Genomic DNA, 16,635 nt, shown 5'->3' with positions numbered 1-16,635 from the left:
CCGCCGAAGGTGATCCACTGACGTCTGGCCACCTCCGGCGGCGAGGTGTACAACTGGATAATGATCTTCAAAGGTGTACGCAGGGGATCGATCTGGGCGGCGCTGGTGGCGCTGCTGCCGTCCTTGACCGCTTGTGCCACCGGGGAGGCCGACGCGGGAACGGCGGCGCAGTCGTCCGCCCGGCCGGGAAGCCTGGCGAATCCGCGGGTGCTGAACTGCGCGAACCGCAACGGCGAGTTCCCGGGAGAGAAGACGGCGAGCCGCACGGCCGAGCCGGACGACCTCGTGGTGGGGCCGTTGCTCATCCCCGGGCTGCTCGCGTGGGGCGACGCGCGGGCCGAGCAGTACGGAAGCGACCACAGGTTCAAGGTCGGCGCGCTGGTCAGGAAGGGCAAGACGATCACGGTGTCCATCCCGGCGAAGTTCCACGACAGCGCGGGCCTGCTCTACTCCGAGCCGTCCAGGAACGCCCGCACTCCGGCCGAGGCCGATCACTCGGTGTCCTTCACCGCGTGCTCCGACCACGACACGATGTTCGTGGGCGGCTTCTACGTGAAGGAGCCCGCGTGCGTCCCGCTGGAGTTCCGGGTGCCGGGCGAGCCCGTCGTCCGGCGTGAGATCTCCTTCTTCAACGGCGCCTGCTGAGCTTCGACGCGCCGCCCGCGCGAGCGGCGGGCGGCGCGTCAGCCCAGGAACGACGAAGCGACGACGCCGGCGAACACGACCGTGAGCAGGCCCAGCATCAGCCGCCTGACCGGCTTCTCCTTCTCCATGAGCCAGTCGATCAGCCACATCGGCTCAGGGATCTCCACCAGGTCCTTCGACGACGGCACGATCGCGACCAGCGCGAAACCCGGCCAGGTGAAGCCGATCGCGTAGGCGAGACCCGCCCACCACGGCACCAGCCCGAACAGCGTGACGCCGAGCGCCGCCCAGGTGAGCGAGGTGACCCTGAACGTGGTCAGGACCAGGCCGGTGTCCAGCCCCCACAGGAGCGCTCCCCTGGCCGGGCCGAACCGGTAGAAATGCTGCTGCGGAGTCTGCCGCCGCCACATGGGCGTGCGCAGCCCGAACAGGCCGGAGTCGATGACCAGGCAGGCGAGCATCACCGTCGCCGCGGCGAGCTTGGCGCCCGTCCCCGGCATCCCGCCGAACAGGCCGGAGCCGAGCAGATGCACCAGCCCGTACGCGAGCAGCGCGGAGAGGCTGAAGCCGAGCATGAGCATGAGGATCGGCCGGTACATGGGCTTCTCCCCGGGAACTCTCCCCTGGACCAGGGGGCGGAGGTATCCGACGAAGGAAAGGCCTCAAAAGCTGAACAACTGCGCGAAGCCCGCGCTCGCGATGAGCAGGAGCAGCGCGAAGGTCAGCCAGGTGTCAAGGGACACGACATCCTCCATCCGGAGTGGCCGGCCGCGGCCATCGCGCCGGACCGGCCACCCGGTCGCTGTCAGCAGCCGTTGGCGTTGACGGTCCAGCCGGCCGAGCAGATGAACGGGCCCGAACCGCAGTCGGCGCCCTTCGTGCACTCACCGCAGGCGTACTTCCGCTGGTACGGCGCCGAGCCGCTACAGCACTGCCACACCTTCATGCTGTAGCCGGACGGGCAGACGTACTGTCCGCTGCTGTTGGTCTTGCAGAAGGTGTTGGGGAGGGCGAGGTTGCAGCAACGCCAGTTCGCCGCCGCCGCCGGCTTGGTCATCACGGTCGCGCCCGCGACCGCGCCGATCGCCGCGACGCCGACCCTGCCCATCCAGCCGAGGAATCCTCGCCGGTTCGACGCGTCCGGTCCTTCCGACATTTTGTGGAGGTGATCCATGTTGGCCTCTCTGGCCGTGGGGTGAAATCGGATCAGTGCCGTACGGAGGGCTTGCCGGCCAGGTTGTGCTTGTAGGGAACAGGGGCGGCCGCGTACATCTGCCTGACCGTCGGCACCGTGTGGGCCCGTGTCAGCTTCCCCTCGGTGACGTGGAGTGCGACGGGTGTGATGTCGAGCCCGATGCTGCCGACGATGCTCTCGTCCTCGTCGAGGACGACCCGCTCGCCGTACAGCCCGAACTCGGCGATGAACTCGTTGCCGTCCCCGGACACCGGGACGACCACGACCCACATCGATGGCGGCACCGCTCCCCCACGCAGCGCCGACGCCAGGTTGTGGCAGGTCTCGCACTTGTTGGACAGGAACAGCACCATGGCCCGCTCGGCCTCGTCGAGGGCCGCCGGCAGGCCGAAGCGGCTCGGCGGGGCACCCTCCAGGGTTCCCAGCTCCACCGGGGTGGGCTTGTCCTCCATGTCGAGGTAGCCCCGGATCTGCTTGACCTGCTGGAACAGTTCCACCTGCGCGCCGATCTGGACGAACAGCACCACGGCCAGCAGGCAGATCACGATGAGCAGCACCGTCGTCATGCGGCGTGCACCTCCGCTTCGGGTTGGGTGGGATCGGGAAGCACCATCCGGTCCTCCCGCAGCGGGCGCAACAGGCGCAGTTCGGCCCTCAGCTTCCAGGCGACCATGGCCAGCAGCGCCACGGCCAGGCCGAGCAGGCCCTCCTGCCCGGTCCAGGTCGGCGGGTTCGCCTCGGCCAGCACGGCAAGCGCCAGCCACAGCGGGAGGTACAGCACCTGGCGCCAGCCGAGCACCGCGCCGCCGTTCCCGAAACAACCGCACTTGATCTTCTCGCCGCGGCTCAGCGCGCGGATCCCGGCGCCGGCGAACGCCAGCGCCAGCAGCACGATGAGCGCGCGCGGCCACAAGGCGGACGGCGCCACCGTCAGGCCGATCACGGCCAGCGTCTCGACGCCGATCACCGCGATCGCGGCGTGCCTTCCCAGAGCCGCCGGACCCAGTTGTGCGATGGTCCGGCCGAGTTCGCGGTGGGTTATGGTCTTTGACAGTGTCGCTATCAGGAAAACCACGATGAGTACGGCCTGAGCAGCGGCTCCGGTCGCAACTGCCGCATTCAGATTCATCCGTCGCTCCCGTCAGGGTCGGATGAACGAAAAAGTATGGTACGGGCCTTAAATGATCAACTCTTGACAAGATCGATTTCGCGGGATACCCGAGGACGGCGCCCGGTCGGTCGCGCTTCGGGCAAGTGCGCACCGTCGCCCGGACTTACAGATCACCGATGAGGTCAACCGGCACGCCGTGCCACGAAGACGAACTCTCTCCCCGGCCGATCAGGCGCGTCGCGAACGTCCTCCACCACATATCCGTGGGCGACCAGATCTCTCCCGACCTCTTCCCGCTCCCGGAAACGCAACGTCGAATCCGACGTCAGCACCTGTCCGTCCGCGGCGAAGACGTAGGTCCAGCGGAAGGTCACCAGAGGCAGGCTCACCTCGACCAGCTCGACCCAGCTCTCGACGGAGCCGACGCCTGGGATCTCCGTCACGCGGTGGGAGAGCTCGCGCGTCCACCCCTCCCAGGCGCGCCGGGCCGGATCGCGGGTCTCGAAGACCAGACGCCCTCCGGGGCGCAGGGCTTCGCAGGCTCCCCGCAGCGTCTCCTGCCAGAGGTCCGGATCAGCGACGGCCTGGGCGACGTTCGCCGTCATCGTCGCCAGATCGACCTGCAGCGACGGCAGGTCCGTCGCGTCACCGCAGATCCAGCGCACTCGCTCACTGCCGGGTTTGGCGTGCGCGACGTCGATGGACGCCCGAGCGGGATCGACGCCGACGACCTCGATCCCGCGATCGGCCAGAAGCAGCGCGAACACCCCGGTGCCGCAGCCGATGTCCAGCACTCGGCGCGCCTTGAACTCCTCCGCCATCCGGAGGTAGGCGTCGAGATCACCGCGGTCGGGGTCGAGCGGATCGTAGATCGCGGCGAGTCGTGGATGTCCGAAGCATTCGTCAGCCATGCGGCCGAACGTATGCGGGCCGAGAACGAACGGCTACCGGGTTTCGGACGGCGCGTGCCGGTACGCACCGCCGGCGCGCCCATTGATCCGAAACTCCGTCACTGCGCTGCCGGCCGGGTTTCCGGTGGTCAGCCGGGGTGGCGGTCGAGGAGGTCGGCGAAGGCCGCTGCCGCGTTGTCGGCGCGCGCCGGGTCCGCGGCGACCATGCGGTCGAGCGCCAGGCCGTCGAGTGTGGCGAGGATGAGGTCGGCGAGCGGCTCCGCCTCGCCCGCCGCGACCCCCAGGGCGAGGAGGCCGCTCCGCAACGGCTCGCGCCACGGCCCGCGCAGTTGTTCGACGGCGGCCCTCCAGCGTTCGGGTTCCTTGGCGGCGAGGACGGAAAGGTCGAGATAGAGCCGGGTGGCCTGTGTGCCGCTCGGGTGCGCGAGGCTGGACCACAGATGCCTGACGAGGTCGGCGACGCTGCGCACCGCCTCGCCGGGAGGTTCGGCCGCCGCGGCCAGCCGCTGCTGCGCGAGCGCGAGGGCTGCGCCGACGAGCCGTTCCTTGCTGCCGAAGTGGTAGATCAGCATGCGGTCGCTGGTGTTCAGGGCGGTGGCCAGCGGACGCAGCGACAACCCGATCAGACCGTGTTCGAGCACGTAGTCCAGCACTTGCTCGGCCAGCTCGGCACGACGATCCATGGCTCGACCGTAGCAGTCCCACCCGCGAATGTAGCGCATGCTACATTCGTATGCATGTAGCGACTGCTACATCGGAAGGGGTGGCGATGATCGTGAACAGGATTGCGTCCGTACTCGCACCGCTGGTGTGGGGAGCGGTCGCGGGGGTGAGTACGCCGCGCGGGCCGCTGACCCCGGCAGCGGCGTTGACCAGCATCGGGCTCAGCCTGGTCGTGGGCGGGGTCGCCGGATACCTCGCCAGGTCGCGATGGGCGATGATCGCGGCGCCGGCGGTGTTCGCCCTGGTCTTCGAGATCGTCCGCACCGGCGCGGAAGGGCCGAGCGTCGACGCGCCTCAGGGTGGGCTGTTCGGAGTGCTCGCGTTCCTCGCCGGGCGGGGCGTGCACGGGCTGCTCGCGTTGCTTCCGATGCTCGTCGGCGCCGCTTGGGGAGCCGGTCTTGCCCGACCAGGACAGGGAACCGGCCTTGCCCGATCAGGATCGGGAGCAGGCCGCGTCCGGCGCCTGCTCGGCCGGACGCTGATCGGCGCGCTCGCGATGATCGTCGCCGCGCTGGCGATCGGCGTCGCCCTGCCCGCGAGCACCGCCCCGATCGCCGGTGAGCGTGCCGTCGCCGAGCTGACGACCGTCCCGAGCGGCTCCCACCGGCTCGGACTGATGATCCGCGGCCGGGACACGGCCAAGCCGGTCCTGTTGTTCGTCCCCGGCGCGCCCGGCGCGGCCGAACGCGGAGCGGTGCGCAGGCACCTGTCAGCGCTGGAGGACCACGTCGTCGTCGCCACCCTCGACCGCCGCGGCGGCGGCAGTTCCTACCCGATGCTCGAACCCACCGCCACGCTGACCCCGGCGAGCGAGACCGGCGACATCCTCGCCGCCGCGGACTACCTCAGAACCCGATTCGGCAAGGACCGGATCTACCTCCTGGCGCACTCCGGGGGCACCCTGCCGGCGGTGCTCGCCGTGCAACGGCGGCCCGAGCTGTTCCACGCCTACGTCGGCGTCGGTCAAGCAGTGAACACCGGCGCCGCCGACCGCGTCCAGTACGCCGACACCCTCGCCTGGGCGCGCGGTCACCGTGACCGCGACCTCGCCGCCGCGCTGGAGGCCGTCGGGCCCCCGCCCTATGCCGGCATGTACGGCTACGAGCCGATGCTGCTCGCCGAGAGCGAGGTCTACGCGACCGGGAACGGACAGAGCGGCCTCGACGAGAGCCTGGTGGCGCCCGAATACTCCTTGCTCGACAAGGTGCACCTCGTCACCGGCTTCCTCGACGCCTACGACCGCTACTACCCGCGGGCCCGCGACCTCGACCTGCGGACGCGCGTCCCGCGGCTCGCCGTCCCCGTCCACTTCATCGACGGCGCCGACGAGGTCCCGGCGCGCAGCCGGCTGCTGGACGACTGGTACGCCACACTCGTGGCGCCGCACAAGGAACACACCGTCCTGCCCGGCGCCGGGCACCGGTCGCTGTTCGAGCAGCCGGACAGGTTCACCGACATCCTCGTCGGGCGCGTCCTGGCCGCAGGCGCCAGAACCTGAGCACTGCGACCATGTCCGAGACGGCTGGGGCTCGTCCCATGCCTCGATGGACGACCTCCCGCCCACCGAACCTGAGGCCGTCTACCCCCGGCCCGACCTCGGCTCACGGCCGCAGTTGCTCTTCCAGGGCCGACTGCAGCCGCGCGACCTGTTCCGGTGTGGCACGTGGGGCGACGACGGAGGCCAGCTCGGACAGCGGCAGGCGCAACCCGCGAGCGGCCAGGGCCGCCGGATCGCCGATCACGCCATGGGCGGTCATCACCTGTGTCAGGCGCTCCCACAGCCAAGCGTCGTCGACGGCGTCCGCGATCACTTCCGGCGACGCCGGTGGCGGCAGCTCGGCCTTCCACTGATGACGGCCGGGGCCGGTCCGGAACGGTTCGCGCCCCGGCAGGTGCACGATCGCCTCGGTCCCCGGCGGCACCCGCGCTTCGAGGATGAGGGTGCCGTCACTGATCCGCCACGCCACGCCCGCATCGCCGTACGGCGTCTCCAGATCGGCCTCCGCCCAGGTCAGCCCATGTCCCGGCAGCGGGCGGACCTCGATCCGCCGGTATCCGGGGGCGGCGGGCGCGAGGCCGGCCACCCGCCGGTGCAGCCAGTCGGCGACCGCGCCCAGCGCATAGTGGTTGAACGAGGTCATCTGGCCGGGGTTGATCGAGCCGTCGGGCAGCATGCTGTCCCAGCGTTCCCAGATCGTCGTCGCCCCCATCGTCACCGGGTAGAGCCACGACGGGCAGGAGCGTTCCAGGAGCAGCCGGAACGCCAGGTGCGGGTATCCCGCCTCGGTGAGCGCGTCCGTGATCAACGGCGTGCCGACGAATCCGGTCGCCACCCGGAAGCCGTTGGCTCGCACCAGGTCGGCCAGCCTCGTTCCAGCCGCTTCCCGCTGCTCCGGCGTCGGCAGCAGGTCCCAGTGCAGGGCCATCGCGTAAGCCGTGGGAGTGTCGCTGACCATCAGCCCGCGGTCCGTGACGTAGGCGGCCGCGAACGCACGCCTCACCTGCGCCGCCAGGTCTCGGTAGCGTCGCGCGTCCTCGCTCAGGCCGAGCACGGTGGCGGTCCTGGCCAGCAGGTCGGTGCTGCGGATGTAGTGCGCCGTGGCGACCAGGTCCTTGTCCGTGCGGGAGTCGCCGGGCGCGTCCGGCGGAGCGGCCGGGTCCAGCCAGTCGCCGAACTGGAAGCGGCCGGCCCACAGGCCGTCCTCCCCCGCGAAGGCGCGCAGCCGTTCCACCCACGCCCGCATGCTCGGATACTGCTCGCGCAGCACCTCGGCGTCGCCGTAACGCTCGTAGAGGGTCCACGGCACGATCGTGGCCGCATCGCCCCACGCGGCGGCCGCGGGAAGGATGTTGTGGTGGACGTTCGGCACCACGAACGGCACGCAGCCGTCCTCGAACTGCTCCGCCGCCAGATCCCGCAACCACGAGGACAGGAAGGACGAGCAGTCGGCCAGGAAGGCGGCCGCGGGCGCGAAGACCTGGATGTCGCCCGTCCAGCCGAGCCGCTCGTCCCGCTGGGGGCAGTCGGTCGGCACGTCGAGGAAGTTGCCGCGCATGCTGCGCACCACGTTGTCGTGGAGCCGCTGCACATCGGGATCCGAGCAGCGGAAATGCCCTGTGGGGCGCAGGTCGGAACTGAGGACGACAGCTTCGACCGACTCGATCTCCTCAGGAGCCACGCCACGCAGCCCCGCGTACCTGAAGCCGTGGAAGGTCAGCGACGGCTCCAGCACCTCGGTCCGTCCACCGGCCAGCACGTAGCGGTCGGTGGCTTGGGCACTGCGCAGGGGGCGGACGCCCAGTTCACCGTCCTCCAGCACTTCGGCGTGCCGGACGACCACTTCCTGCCCGGCACGCCCGCGCACGCGCAGCCGTACCCAGCCCACCAGGTTCTCCCCGAAATCCACCAGCAGCTCCCCCGACGGGGCCGCGTACCGCCTGCCGCCCCGCACTGCGGCGACCGGCCGAACAGGCGGAGAGTCGCCGGGAAAGAGCTGGTCGAGCGGCTCGTCGAGCACCTCCACCGGTTCGCCCGGTCCGCGTCCGATCCGCAGGTCGGTGGTCTGTCCGTCGTAGAGGTCGTCCGCGAGGACGCCCGTGGCGTGCGCCCGCCAGCTCTCGTCAGTCACCACCAGATGCGTGCTTCCGTCGGCGCACTCGATCTCCAGTTGCGCCAGCAGCGCGAGCCGGTCGCCGTACAGGGCTCGCTCGCCGCGCGAGTAGAGCCTGCCGCGGTACCAGCCGTTGCCGAGCAGCGCGGTGACCTCGTTCTCGCCCGGCCCGAGCAGGGCGGTCACGTCGTGGGTGCGGTAACGCAGCCGCCGGCCGTAACTGGTCCAGCCGGGCGCCAGTTCCTCGTCGGTGACGCGCTCGCCGTTGATCCGCGTCACGTGCAGCCCGAGTGCGGTGACATGCAGGCGGGCGCGTGTCACCGCCGCGGGCAGCTTCACGGTACGGCTCAGCAGCGGCGCGGCGGTGAGCACCGCGCCGAGGGTCCGCGGCGAGACGAAGCGCGCGCTCCAGTCCCCGGCGCCGAAGAGCGGCGTCTCGAAGGCCAGCGGCCTGCTCCAGTCGCCCCAGCGGCCCCGGCTGCCGACGCTGACGCGCAGCGCTCCGGCGGCGCGGGAGTCCAGTGGGGCGAACGGCCATCGCACGCCGAGCTGTTCGGCGCCCTCCGCCGTGTGGACGACGGGTCGCCCGCCGGCGAGGGTGAGCTCGACGCGGTAGGCGTCGAACGGCTCGGTGGTCCGCCAGGACAGACGCGGTCGCGGCGCCGGCATGCCGTGCAGCCGCAGGTCGACGCTCACCGGACCGCCACGGGGTCGGCGGTGGCCGGCATGCGGCGGCGCAGCGGGAAGATCCACGTCCAGGCGATCAGGGCGGCGATGAGCACGGCGGCGAGCAGCACCACCATCAGCGCCTGGGGGCTGGCGTCGGCGATCACCGGGGTGACCAGCGCGAAGCCCGCCGCCACGAACCGGGTGAAGGCTATGGCGACGCCTTGCGCGGTGCCTCTGATCAGGGTGGGGAAGAACTCCTGCGACCACACCTTGAAGATGACCTCGCCGGCGAAGCTCGCGCCGATCGTGATGGCGAACTTCAGGATGATCAGCGTCACCGTGTTCAGCCCCACGATCAGCGGGATCGCCGTTCCGATCGCCATGATCGCGACACCGATCGTGTAGAGCAGCATCCGGGCGGGCCCGTCCACGTACTTCATGAAGATCAGGATGGTGAGGAATCCGAGCGGATAGGCCAGCATCCCCACGAGGGTGGCCGTCGACACCTGCGCCCCGGCCACTTCGGTGAACAGGAACGTCTGGAACTGGCCGAACGTGTTGGCGACCAGGTTGCCGACGGCGTAGAAGAGGCCGAGCCCGACGACGGCGCCCAGGAGCGGCCTGGACGTCAGCACGCGCCAGGAGTCGCCGCGCACGCCCTCGGCCGGGCCGGCCTGCTGCCGGTCGCGCTCGCGTACCCACTCCTCCGACTCACGCAGCCGCCGGCGCAGCACGAGCACCACCAGGGCCACGACGATCACGTGCAGGTAGATGATCCGCGCGCCGATCGTTCCGGTCCCCGAGACCAGGAACGCGATGAGGTAGGCAGCGAATCCGCCACAACTCCAGAGCACCTGCGAAAAGGCGACAAGCCTGGCACGCCGGCCTTCCGGCGCCTCCTCGGCCACCAGCGCCAAGGAGGTCGGAATGTCGGCGCCCATCGCCAGACCCGTGACGGCCACCCCGACGAAGATCATCCACGGCTGGACGGCGAAGGCCAGCAGCAGGAGACCGGCGACGAAGACGACCAGGTCGTAGGTGAACACCCTGCGCCTGCCCAGCAGATCTCCGAGCCGTCCGCCGAACACGGCTCCAAGGGCCAGGCCCAGCGTCAGGACGGACGACGCCGTGCCGATCATCCACGGGCTCAGCCCGAGCTGCTGCTTGTACAGAACCAGCGCGGTGCCGGTCCCCACGATGGTGGCCGCGTCCATGTAGGAGGCCATGCCGCCGAGCGCGGCCGTCCTCCAGGCACGCCTGGCCGTCGTCTGTGTCATCTGCGTCGATACCTCGTGTAGGGGGTTCCACGGCCCGCACGCCGCTGGTCCGCGTTGTGTGAAGCGACTATTGTGGATCGATCTACATTTTTCAAGAGGGAAGTTCCGGACCGCTATGTTGCTGACATGAGTTCCTCGCGCCCCACGATCTCCGACGTCGCCGCCGCGGCAGGGGTGTCACGGGCTGCCGTGTCGAAGGTCCTGCGCGACGCCTACGGCGTGAGCCCGCGCATGCGCGAACGCGTCGAAAGGGCCATCGCCGAGCTCGGCTACCGTCCCCGGGAAGCCGCCCGCGCCATGCGCACCGCCACCCGCACCATCGGGGTGGCCGTCCCCCTGCTGCGCGGCCAGTTCTTCGCCGACATCCTCGACGGCGTCTACGAGGAGCTGGACACCGGCCCTTACCGGATGCTCGTCTCCCCCTTCGACCACGAGACCAGCGAGCGGAACCCCGGCATGGAGTCGCTGTGGGACCGCGAGGTGGAAGCGGTCATCGTCGTCTCGCCGAAGGTGCGCGCGTCCTGGCTCGACTCCTTCGCCCAGCGGCTGCCGACGGTGGTGGTGGCCAGGCACGACGCGAGCGACCATTACGACCGCGTCGTCAACGACGACCGAGCAGGCGCGGCCCTGGCCGTCGAGCACCTGGCGACGCTGGGCCACCGGCGGATCACTCACCTCTCGCACAACGTCTCCGGGCCCGGCATGCTGAGCCCGCATGCCGTACGCGAGTCCGGCTACCGCGAGGCGATGCAACGGCTGGGGCTCGACGCGTACCTGTCGGTGGTGACCTGCGGCGGCAGCGAGGCCGAGACCTACCGGGCCACGGCGGCGCTGCTCGACCGGGGGGATCCGCCGACCGCGCTGTTCGTCGGATCCGACCAGGGAGCCTTCGGGAGCCTGCGGGCGCTGTCGGAGCATGGGCTGCGAGTGCCCGATGACGTCTCTGTCGTCGGCTACGACGACACCCAGTTCGCCTCGCACCCGCGCTTCTCGCTCACCACCATCGCCCAGTACGGCACCGCCATGGGCCGCGTCGCGGCCGACCTGGCACTGGAGCGGATCAGGGCGCGCACGGAGGCACGGGAGTGGGTGTCACGGCCGGCGTTGATCGAGCGTGAGTCCACGGGGCCCGCACGCCTTCTCTGACGCCGACGGCCCCCGCAACGTGTGGGCGGTGGGCAACGGCTTCGACCGTCGTGTCGCCCTGCAGTGGGACGGACGGGTCTGGCGCCGGCACCAGCCGCCCCAGACAGAGGGGACGTCGCGGTGGGCGGCAGGCACTGGAACCGGCGGGCGATGATCTGGCACGGCGAGAACGGCGGTTTTGTGGCTGATGGCGTCGTTCGGGAACGGCGACTCCGAGTCGATCGCCACCTACCGCCGCCGCGGACCGGCGCCTTCGCGGTCAGCGTGACGCCGCCGCGGGCGGTCCGCACCAGGGTCGCCATGCGGCGCACGGCCTCCGCAGGAGGACGGAGAGTGCCTGAGTGCGCCCGGCTCAATCCCCTTCACGGTGGAGTCCCGAGCCGGCGACCAGGGCGTCGCCGAGTTCGGAGCGCAGGTAGAGGACCGAGCGGCCGTGGCGGGCGCTGGCCAGCAGGCCGGCGGCGCGCAGGGTGCGAAGGTGCTGGTTGACGGCCGAGGTGGTGACGCCCAGGCGGCCGGCCAGCTCGGTCGAGGAGGCGGGGGCTTCGAGTGTGGTGAGCAGCCCTGCCCGGGTGGCGCCCAGAAGGTCGGTGAGCACCGCCGGGGAGGTACGGGGCTCGGACTGCCAGAGCGTGCCGGCGCCCCGGGTGCCGTACATGACCAGAGGGGGCTCCGACGGCGAGATGGGGGTCGTGGGTGCCCGGCTGAAGAGGGTCGGGACCAGGGTGAGGCCCTCGCCGCTGGTGGCGCGTCGGTAGCGGGCGTCGCTGATCAGCCGCATGCGGACGACCCCGTCCTTCAGCTGCACGCGTTCGTTGAGGTCGGCGAACATCGCCGCCAGGCCGTGGGCCGAGATGACCTGGCCCCGGTGGACCACGTCGGCCTGCAGCACCGCCCGCATCCTGGGCCACCACGGCGCGAAGCAGGTGCGCCAGTAGTCGCGCAGCGCGTCCAGGATGCGGGCCGACGGGTCGCCGCGCAACGGCTCGGGGAGCCGGGGGTGGATGGCGCGCAGGTCGTCGAGCACGCGCCCGGCGGGCACGCGGGCCAGGGCGGCGAACTCGTCGTCGATGCGGGTGAGCGGCGCGTGGGGGCGGGGCGACAGGTAGTCCGGCGTCCACATGTCGTCGTTGGTGAGCGCGCGCAGCAGGGGCAGGTCCAGCCTGGAGCGGACCTGCTCGGTGCGGCGCAGCCAGGGCAGGTGCACCGGGTAGCGCCCGGGGTCGCGGAACGTGCGCAACGACAGCGTGAGCTCGTTGAGCGGCGAGATGGCGAAGCGGACGTCCGCGACGTCCATGCCCGCGAGCTCGTACTCGATCAGCCCCGCCATGAAGCCATACGCTACATCAATTGGCGACAAAGGCCCTATCGCGGGATAAAAGCCACCGTGATCCAGACCTTCTTCCCCAGCGACCGCGTCGCCCGCTCGCTGACCCTCAGCACGATGGCGTTCGCGCTCTCCAGCGGCGTCTTCTACACCGTCAGCACGCTGTACTTCACGCTCGTCATCGGGCTCGGCGTGCAGACGGTGGGTCTCGGGCTGGGCATCGCGGGCGGCACCGGGGTGCTGGCCTCGTACGCGGGAGGGTGGCTGGCCGACCGCGTCGGCGCGCACCGCGTCCAGACGGTGGCGACGGGGCTCAACGGGCTCGCGCTGCTCGCCTACACGTTCGTCTCCGACGCCGTCGTGTTCACCCTGATCGCCTGCATGGCGGTGATCACGCGTTCGGTGGGGTCCTCCGCCAAGCAGGCGATGCTGGCCCGGTGGTACCCCGGCCCGGAGCGGGTCGAGATCCGGGCCCGGATGCGGGTGGTCACGAACGTCTTCATCGGCCTGGGCACGGGCGCCGCCGCGGCGGCGCTGCTGATCGGCACCGCGGCGGCCTACCGGGTGGCGATGGTCGCCGCCGGGGTCCTGCTGCTGGCGGCGACCGTGCCGCTGGCCGGGCTCGGGCGTCAGGTGCCGGAGCTGGCCGCCAGGATGACCGCCGTCAGGCAGCGCGCGGCGTCCGGCGGGCCCTCGCCGCTCAGGGACCGCAGGTATGTCGCGAGCGTGGTGTGCAACGCGGTGGTGGCCACGCAGTTCGGCCTGCTGACCGTCGGCGTGCCGCTCTGGGTCGCCACCACCGACGCGCCCACCGCCATCGTCTCCGTCCTGCTCGTCCTGAACACCGTGGTCGTCGCCGCGCTGCAGGTGCGCGCCTCACGGGGCACCGACGACGTGCGCCAGGCCGGGCTCACGGTCAGGCGCGCCTCGTGGCTGCTCGCTCTCGCCTGCGGTCTGTACGCCCTGGCCGCCTACGGGAACGTGATCGTCGCCTGCGTCCTGTTCGTGCTGGCCGCCTTCGCCCACACCATGGGAGAGATCCTGGGCGAGGCGGGCGGCTGGGGCATGGCCTTCGAACTGGCCGACCCGCGCAGCGCGGGCGCCTACCAGGGGCTCAGCCAGACCGGTTACGCGCTGGCCGCCATGGTCTCGCCGATCCTCGCCACCACCGCCGTCGAACACCGTACGGCGGGCTGGCTCGCCCTGGCCGCGCTCTTCGTCCTGGCCGGCACGGGCGCCGCCGCGGTGGCCAGGCACGCGGCGTAGGGGTCAGGCGAGGTGTCAGCCGTCGACTCCGAGCTGGCTCAGCAGCGTCGCGTTGTCCTCGATGTGCCAGTCTTCGATGATCTTGTCGGTGCCGACGTGCTGGATGTCGATGGCGTTGAAGCCGACGCTCTGGCCCTTGCCCTGGACGCCGTTGAAGGCGCCGGTGAAGTGGCCGCGGAAGACCAGCCGGGCGGTGATCTTGTCACCGGTGACCAGCAGGTCGGCCAGCTCGCAGGTCAGGTCCGGCACGGCGGCACGGAAGTTCTTCGAGGCGAAGACCGGGCCGGTCGGGCCCTGCGGACGGCCGGCCGGCAGGGTGTTGTCCTTGAACCGCGGGCTGACCGCGGCGTCCAGGTGCTTCTGCTCGCCGGTGTTCCAGAACGTGTACAGCTGCTGGGCCAGGCGGACCTCCTGGGCCGCGCGCCTGTCGCCGATCGAGCGGTCCACGGTGATCGCCTTGGGCTGGACCAGGTCGGGTGAGTGGTCGATCAGGCGCTGGGGCCAGGCGTACGGGCCCTGCCGGTGACTGTCGTCGTGCGCATGGGCGGCCGTGACGATGCCGCCCGCGAGGCTCGCCGCCACGGCGACGACGGCGACGCGGACAAGGGTGCGTGAGCGCATGAGCGGTACTCCTCGAATCAGCCGGCACGCTCGGCGCGTGCCGGGAAGGCCGTCCGGTCCCTTCGACCGGGCGGAAGAACGGGGTGATGACGGGTCAGATCTGACGCAGTGCGCCGCCGTCGACGGCCCACTCGGCACCGGTGACCTGGCCCGCGAGCGGCGAGAGCAGATAGGCGATCAGCCGGGCCACGTCCTCGGGCTCGCCGAGCCGGGCACTGGGCAGCCGGCGCACCTCGCGGACGAAGTGGTCGACGGCCGCCTCCGGCGCGAGACCGAACTGGGCGCCGAGCTGCTCGGCGAAGCGGTCAGGCGAGGCGGCCGCCGCCGTCGACATGCAGCACGGTGCCGGTGACGTAGGGGTTGTCGATGGCGTAGAGGACGGCCTTGATCAGGTCCTCGGGGGTGCCCACCCGGCGGGCCGGGTTGCGTTCGGCCACCCCGCGCAGGAACGCCGCCTTGTCGGCGCCCATGCCGTCCCAGGCGCCGGTGTCGACGATGCCGGGGGAAACAGCGTTCACCCGGACCGGCGCGATCTCCACCGCCAGCGCCCGCACCAGGAAGGCCAGCGCGCCGTTGGTGGTGGCCATCACCGTGCGCGCGGGCGCCGGACGCCAGGCGACCACACCGGAGAAGAAGGTGAACGAGCCGTGCTCGGACACCTGCCCCACCAGGTTCTTGGCCAGCAGCAGCGGCCCGATCACCTTGGCCGAGAACGCTCGCTGCACGTCGGCCGCTTCGAGGTCCTTCAGCGGGCCGTTGGCCGGCGCCGCGGCGGTGGAGACCAGATGGTCGAACCGGCCGAGACCTCCGGCGAAGTCGGCGATCGACCGCTCGTCGCAGAGGTCGAGCACGCGGACCTCGGCGGGCCCGGACAGCTCGGCGGCCGTCCACTCCAGCTTGCGGAGATCCGGCCCGGCCAGCACGACGGCGGCGCCGGCCGCTGACGCGGACCTGGCCAGCGCGCGTCCTGTGTGCGAACCCGCGCCCACCACGACGAGCCGTTGTCCCTTCAAGCGCGTGTCATCGGACATGGGAGAACTCCTTCGAACAGTCGGGGATCAGCCGCCCGACCTTGCCGGTGGCGGCCACGTCCACGACTCTGGCTCACTCGCCTGCCATGAGTCCAAGGCTTGTTTTCTACCGGATCGATAAACTGTGCTCATGGCGATGGCGACGCTCCGGCAGCTCGAATACCTGGTGACCGTGGTGGACCTCGGCTCCTTCACCCGCGCGGCCGAACACCTGCACGTCACCCAGCCCGCGCTCTCCCACCAGATGCGGGCGCTGGAGACCGCGGTCGGCGGCCCGCTGCTCGAACGGCTTCCTCGCGCGGTACGCCTGACCCCGATGGGCAGGGCGGTGCTGCCGCACGCCCGCGCCGCGCTGGCCGAGGCCGAGCGCCTGCACAGGGTGGCGCGGCGCACGGCCGGACTGGAGGAGGGCGAGGTGGAGGTGGCCGCCATCTACTCGGTCAGCCTGGGCATCCTGCCGCCCGTCCTGCGGGCCTGGCGCGGCCGGCACCCCGGCGTACGGATCCGGCTGCGCGAGTACCCGCACGCCGACCGGCTCCAGGCCGCCATGGCCGCCGGCCGCGCCGACCTCGCCGTCGGCCCTGTGCCCGCCGGTTGGGAGGGACCGATCCGCGAGCTCGGCGTCGAGGAGTTCGGGATCGTCCTGGCCGCCGACGACCCCCTGGCCGGCAGCCCCACCGGCAGGGTCGCCCTCAGCGATCTGGCCGACCGCGCCTGGGTCCACTACGCCCCCGACAACGGTCTCGCCGATCTGCTCGACCAGGTCTGCACCCAAGCGGGCTTCCACCCGCAGGCGGCGATCCGCGCCGAGCAGACCTCCGCCGCTCCTCTCCTCGCGGCCGCCGGACTCGGTCCGGCCCTGGTTCCGGCCAACATCATCCCGCCCCACTTCGACGGCGTCCTGCTCCGCCCCGATCCGCCGATCCGCCGCACTCTCGCGGCCTACACCCGCACCCGTCCCGACGCCATCACCGTGGCCTTCGCCGACCTCCTCGCCCAGCACGCGCGCGTCAACCCGGCGTGCTTCCCGGCGACCGCCGTCTCCCAGGAGCGAGCGGCTGCCGACGCGCCGTCGAATCCGCTCTGATCAACGTGGCGTCGG

Annotated in this window: 17 protein-coding genes; 5 read left to right on the top strand and 12 right to left on the bottom strand. The window is 71.3% G+C overall.

Annotation, left to right across the window (positions count from 1 at the left end):
- The first annotated feature begins 60 nt into the window (after positions 1-60).
- Positions 61-645 carry a hypothetical protein gene (locus tag ACIBK9_RS18675; protein ID WP_397159576.1) on the top strand — a complete coding sequence of 195 codons (585 nt, stop codon included), beginning with the start codon at positions 61-63 and terminating at the stop codon, positions 643-645.
- A 38-nt stretch (positions 646-683) separates the two neighbouring features.
- Here ACIBK9_RS18675 and ACIBK9_RS18670 read toward each other — a convergent pair whose 3' ends face one another.
- The 6 genes from ACIBK9_RS18670 to ACIBK9_RS18645 all read right to left on the bottom strand — a co-directional run bounded on the left by ACIBK9_RS18670 (position 684) and on the right by ACIBK9_RS18645 (position 4,545).
- Positions 684-1,244 (bottom strand): hypothetical protein, encoded by a 561-nt coding sequence (locus ACIBK9_RS18670; RefSeq protein WP_358298058.1) that lies wholly within the window; start codon positions 1,242-1,244, stop codon positions 684-686.
- A gap of 206 nt (positions 1,245-1,450) precedes the next feature.
- On the bottom strand, positions 1,451-1,801 hold the full coding sequence (locus ACIBK9_RS18665; protein WP_358298060.1) for a hypothetical protein: 351 nt from the start codon (positions 1,799-1,801) through the stop codon (positions 1,451-1,453).
- Between the two features lie 50 nt (positions 1,802-1,851).
- Entirely contained in the window at positions 1,852-2,406 is a 555-nt protein-coding gene (locus ACIBK9_RS18660; RefSeq protein WP_352354283.1) for a hypothetical protein, read from the bottom strand.
- Positions 2,403-2,969, bottom strand: a complete 567-nt coding sequence (locus tag ACIBK9_RS18655) for a MauE/DoxX family redox-associated membrane protein (RefSeq protein WP_397159573.1) — start codon at positions 2,967-2,969, stop codon at positions 2,403-2,405. Before ACIBK9_RS18655 ends, ACIBK9_RS18660 begins: the two co-directional genes overlap by 4 nt.
- A gap of 164 nt (positions 2,970-3,133) precedes the next feature.
- Complete coding sequence (locus ACIBK9_RS18650) at positions 3,134-3,862, bottom strand: class I SAM-dependent methyltransferase (RefSeq protein ID WP_397159571.1); 729 nt, start codon at positions 3,860-3,862, stop codon at positions 3,134-3,136.
- A gap of 128 nt (positions 3,863-3,990) precedes the next feature.
- A complete protein-coding gene (locus tag ACIBK9_RS18645) occupies positions 3,991-4,545 on the bottom strand; it encodes a TetR/AcrR family transcriptional regulator (RefSeq protein ID WP_358298068.1) in 555 nt (184 codons plus the stop codon).
- Between the two features lie 92 nt (positions 4,546-4,637).
- Between ACIBK9_RS18645 and ACIBK9_RS18640 the strand changes: the two genes are divergently transcribed.
- Positions 4,638-6,083, top strand: a complete 1,446-nt coding sequence (locus tag ACIBK9_RS18640) for an alpha/beta fold hydrolase (RefSeq protein ID WP_397159568.1) — start codon at positions 4,638-4,640, stop codon at positions 6,081-6,083.
- A gap of 103 nt (positions 6,084-6,186) precedes the next feature.
- Here ACIBK9_RS18640 and ACIBK9_RS18635 read toward each other — a convergent pair whose 3' ends face one another.
- Together ACIBK9_RS18635 and ACIBK9_RS18630 are read right to left on the bottom strand one after the other, a co-directional pair.
- Positions 6,187-8,892 carry a family 78 glycoside hydrolase catalytic domain gene (locus ACIBK9_RS18635; RefSeq protein ID WP_397159566.1) on the bottom strand — a complete coding sequence of 902 codons (2,706 nt, stop codon included), beginning with the start codon at positions 8,890-8,892 and terminating at the stop codon, positions 6,187-6,189.
- Positions 8,889-10,142, bottom strand: coding sequence for an MFS transporter (locus ACIBK9_RS18630; RefSeq protein ID WP_397159564.1), 1,254 nt, complete (start codon positions 10,140-10,142; stop codon positions 8,889-8,891). Before ACIBK9_RS18630 ends, ACIBK9_RS18635 begins: the two co-directional genes overlap by 4 nt.
- A gap of 126 nt (positions 10,143-10,268) precedes the next feature.
- Between ACIBK9_RS18630 and ACIBK9_RS18625 the strand changes: the two genes are divergently transcribed.
- Positions 10,269-11,288 carry a LacI family DNA-binding transcriptional regulator gene (locus ACIBK9_RS18625; protein ID WP_397159562.1) on the top strand — a complete coding sequence of 340 codons (1,020 nt, stop codon included), beginning with the start codon at positions 10,269-10,271 and terminating at the stop codon, positions 11,286-11,288.
- 352 nt (positions 11,289-11,640) lie between these two features.
- Here ACIBK9_RS18625 and ACIBK9_RS18620 read toward each other — a convergent pair whose 3' ends face one another.
- Positions 11,641-12,618, bottom strand: coding sequence for a DUF5937 family protein (locus tag ACIBK9_RS18620; protein ID WP_397159560.1), 978 nt, complete (start codon positions 12,616-12,618; stop codon positions 11,641-11,643).
- Between the two features lie 57 nt (positions 12,619-12,675).
- Between ACIBK9_RS18620 and ACIBK9_RS18615 the strand changes: the two genes are divergently transcribed.
- Positions 12,676-13,881 (top strand): MFS transporter, encoded by a 1,206-nt coding sequence (locus tag ACIBK9_RS18615; RefSeq protein ID WP_397159558.1) that lies wholly within the window; start codon positions 12,676-12,678, stop codon positions 13,879-13,881.
- A 15-nt stretch (positions 13,882-13,896) separates the two neighbouring features.
- On the opposite strand, the gene ACIBK9_RS18610 is transcribed toward ACIBK9_RS18615, so the two are convergent.
- The 3 genes from ACIBK9_RS18610 to ACIBK9_RS18600 all read right to left on the bottom strand — a co-directional run bounded on the left by ACIBK9_RS18610 (position 13,897) and on the right by ACIBK9_RS18600 (position 15,533).
- Entirely contained in the window at positions 13,897-14,502 is a 606-nt protein-coding gene (locus ACIBK9_RS18610) for an ester cyclase (protein ID WP_397159556.1), read from the bottom strand.
- A gap of 94 nt (positions 14,503-14,596) precedes the next feature.
- The gene (locus ACIBK9_RS18605; protein WP_397159555.1) at positions 14,597-14,836 is read right to left on the bottom strand and encodes an SDR family oxidoreductase; all 240 of its coding nucleotides are present in this window, start codon (positions 14,834-14,836) and stop codon (positions 14,597-14,599) included.
- Positions 14,808-15,533 (bottom strand): SDR family oxidoreductase, encoded by a 726-nt coding sequence (locus ACIBK9_RS18600; RefSeq protein ID WP_358298086.1) that lies wholly within the window; start codon positions 15,531-15,533, stop codon positions 14,808-14,810. The genes ACIBK9_RS18605 and ACIBK9_RS18600 overlap by 29 nt, the downstream gene beginning before the upstream one ends.
- Positions 15,534-15,663: 130 nt before the next feature.
- Here ACIBK9_RS18600 and ACIBK9_RS18595 point away from each other — a divergent pair, with 130 nt between their 5' ends.
- Positions 15,664-16,620, top strand: coding sequence for a LysR substrate-binding domain-containing protein (locus ACIBK9_RS18595; protein ID WP_397159554.1), 957 nt, complete (start codon positions 15,664-15,666; stop codon positions 16,618-16,620).
- Positions 16,621-16,635 lie beyond the last annotated feature (15 nt).

This window comes from Nonomuraea sp. NPDC050227, assembly GCF_044459705.1.
Taxonomy (GTDB): Bacteria; Actinomycetota; Actinomycetes; order Streptosporangiales; family Streptosporangiaceae; genus Nonomuraea.
The sequence above is the reverse complement of the archived record's forward strand: the minus strand, read 5'-3'. Positions and strand labels throughout refer to the sequence as shown.

Bases quoted from the DNA above. Each gene is read 5' to 3' on its own strand.
- ACIBK9_RS18660 (WP_352354283.1), bottom strand. From the start codon at position 2,406: ATGACGACGGTGCTGCTCATCGTGATCTGCCTGCTGGCCGTGGTGCTG.
- ACIBK9_RS18620 (WP_397159560.1), bottom strand. From the start codon at position 12,618: ATGGCGGGGCTGATCGAGTACGAGCTCGCGGGCATGGACGTCGCGGAC.
- ACIBK9_RS18670 (WP_358298058.1), bottom strand. From the start codon at position 1,244: ATGTACCGGCCGATCCTCATGCTCATGCTCGGCTTCAGCCTCTCCGCG.
- ACIBK9_RS18605 (WP_397159555.1), bottom strand. From the start codon at position 14,836: ATGTCGACGGCGGCGGCCGCCTCGCCTGACCGCTTCGCCGAGCAGCTC.
- ACIBK9_RS18675 (WP_397159576.1), top strand. From the start codon at position 61: ATGATCTTCAAAGGTGTACGCAGGGGATCGATCTGGGCGGCGCTGGTG.
- ACIBK9_RS18610 (WP_397159556.1), bottom strand. From the start codon at position 14,502: ATGCGCTCACGCACCCTTGTCCGCGTCGCCGTCGTCGCCGTGGCGGCG.
- ACIBK9_RS18595 (WP_397159554.1), top strand. From the start codon at position 15,664: ATGGCGATGGCGACGCTCCGGCAGCTCGAATACCTGGTGACCGTGGTG.
- ACIBK9_RS18655 (WP_397159573.1), bottom strand. From the start codon at position 2,969: ATGAATCTGAATGCGGCAGTTGCGACCGGAGCCGCTGCTCAGGCCGTA.
- ACIBK9_RS18650 (WP_397159571.1), bottom strand. From the start codon at position 3,862: ATGGCTGACGAATGCTTCGGACATCCACGACTCGCCGCGATCTACGAT.
- ACIBK9_RS18645 (WP_358298068.1), bottom strand. From the start codon at position 4,545: ATGGATCGTCGTGCCGAGCTGGCCGAGCAAGTGCTGGACTACGTGCTC.
- ACIBK9_RS18600 (WP_358298086.1), bottom strand. From the start codon at position 15,533: ATGTCCGATGACACGCGCTTGAAGGGACAACGGCTCGTCGTGGTGGGC.
- ACIBK9_RS18665 (WP_358298060.1), bottom strand. From the start codon at position 1,801: ATGTCGGAAGGACCGGACGCGTCGAACCGGCGAGGATTCCTCGGCTGG.
- ACIBK9_RS18630 (WP_397159564.1), bottom strand. From the start codon at position 10,142: ATGACACAGACGACGGCCAGGCGTGCCTGGAGGACGGCCGCGCTCGGC.
- ACIBK9_RS18625 (WP_397159562.1), top strand. From the start codon at position 10,269: ATGAGTTCCTCGCGCCCCACGATCTCCGACGTCGCCGCCGCGGCAGGG.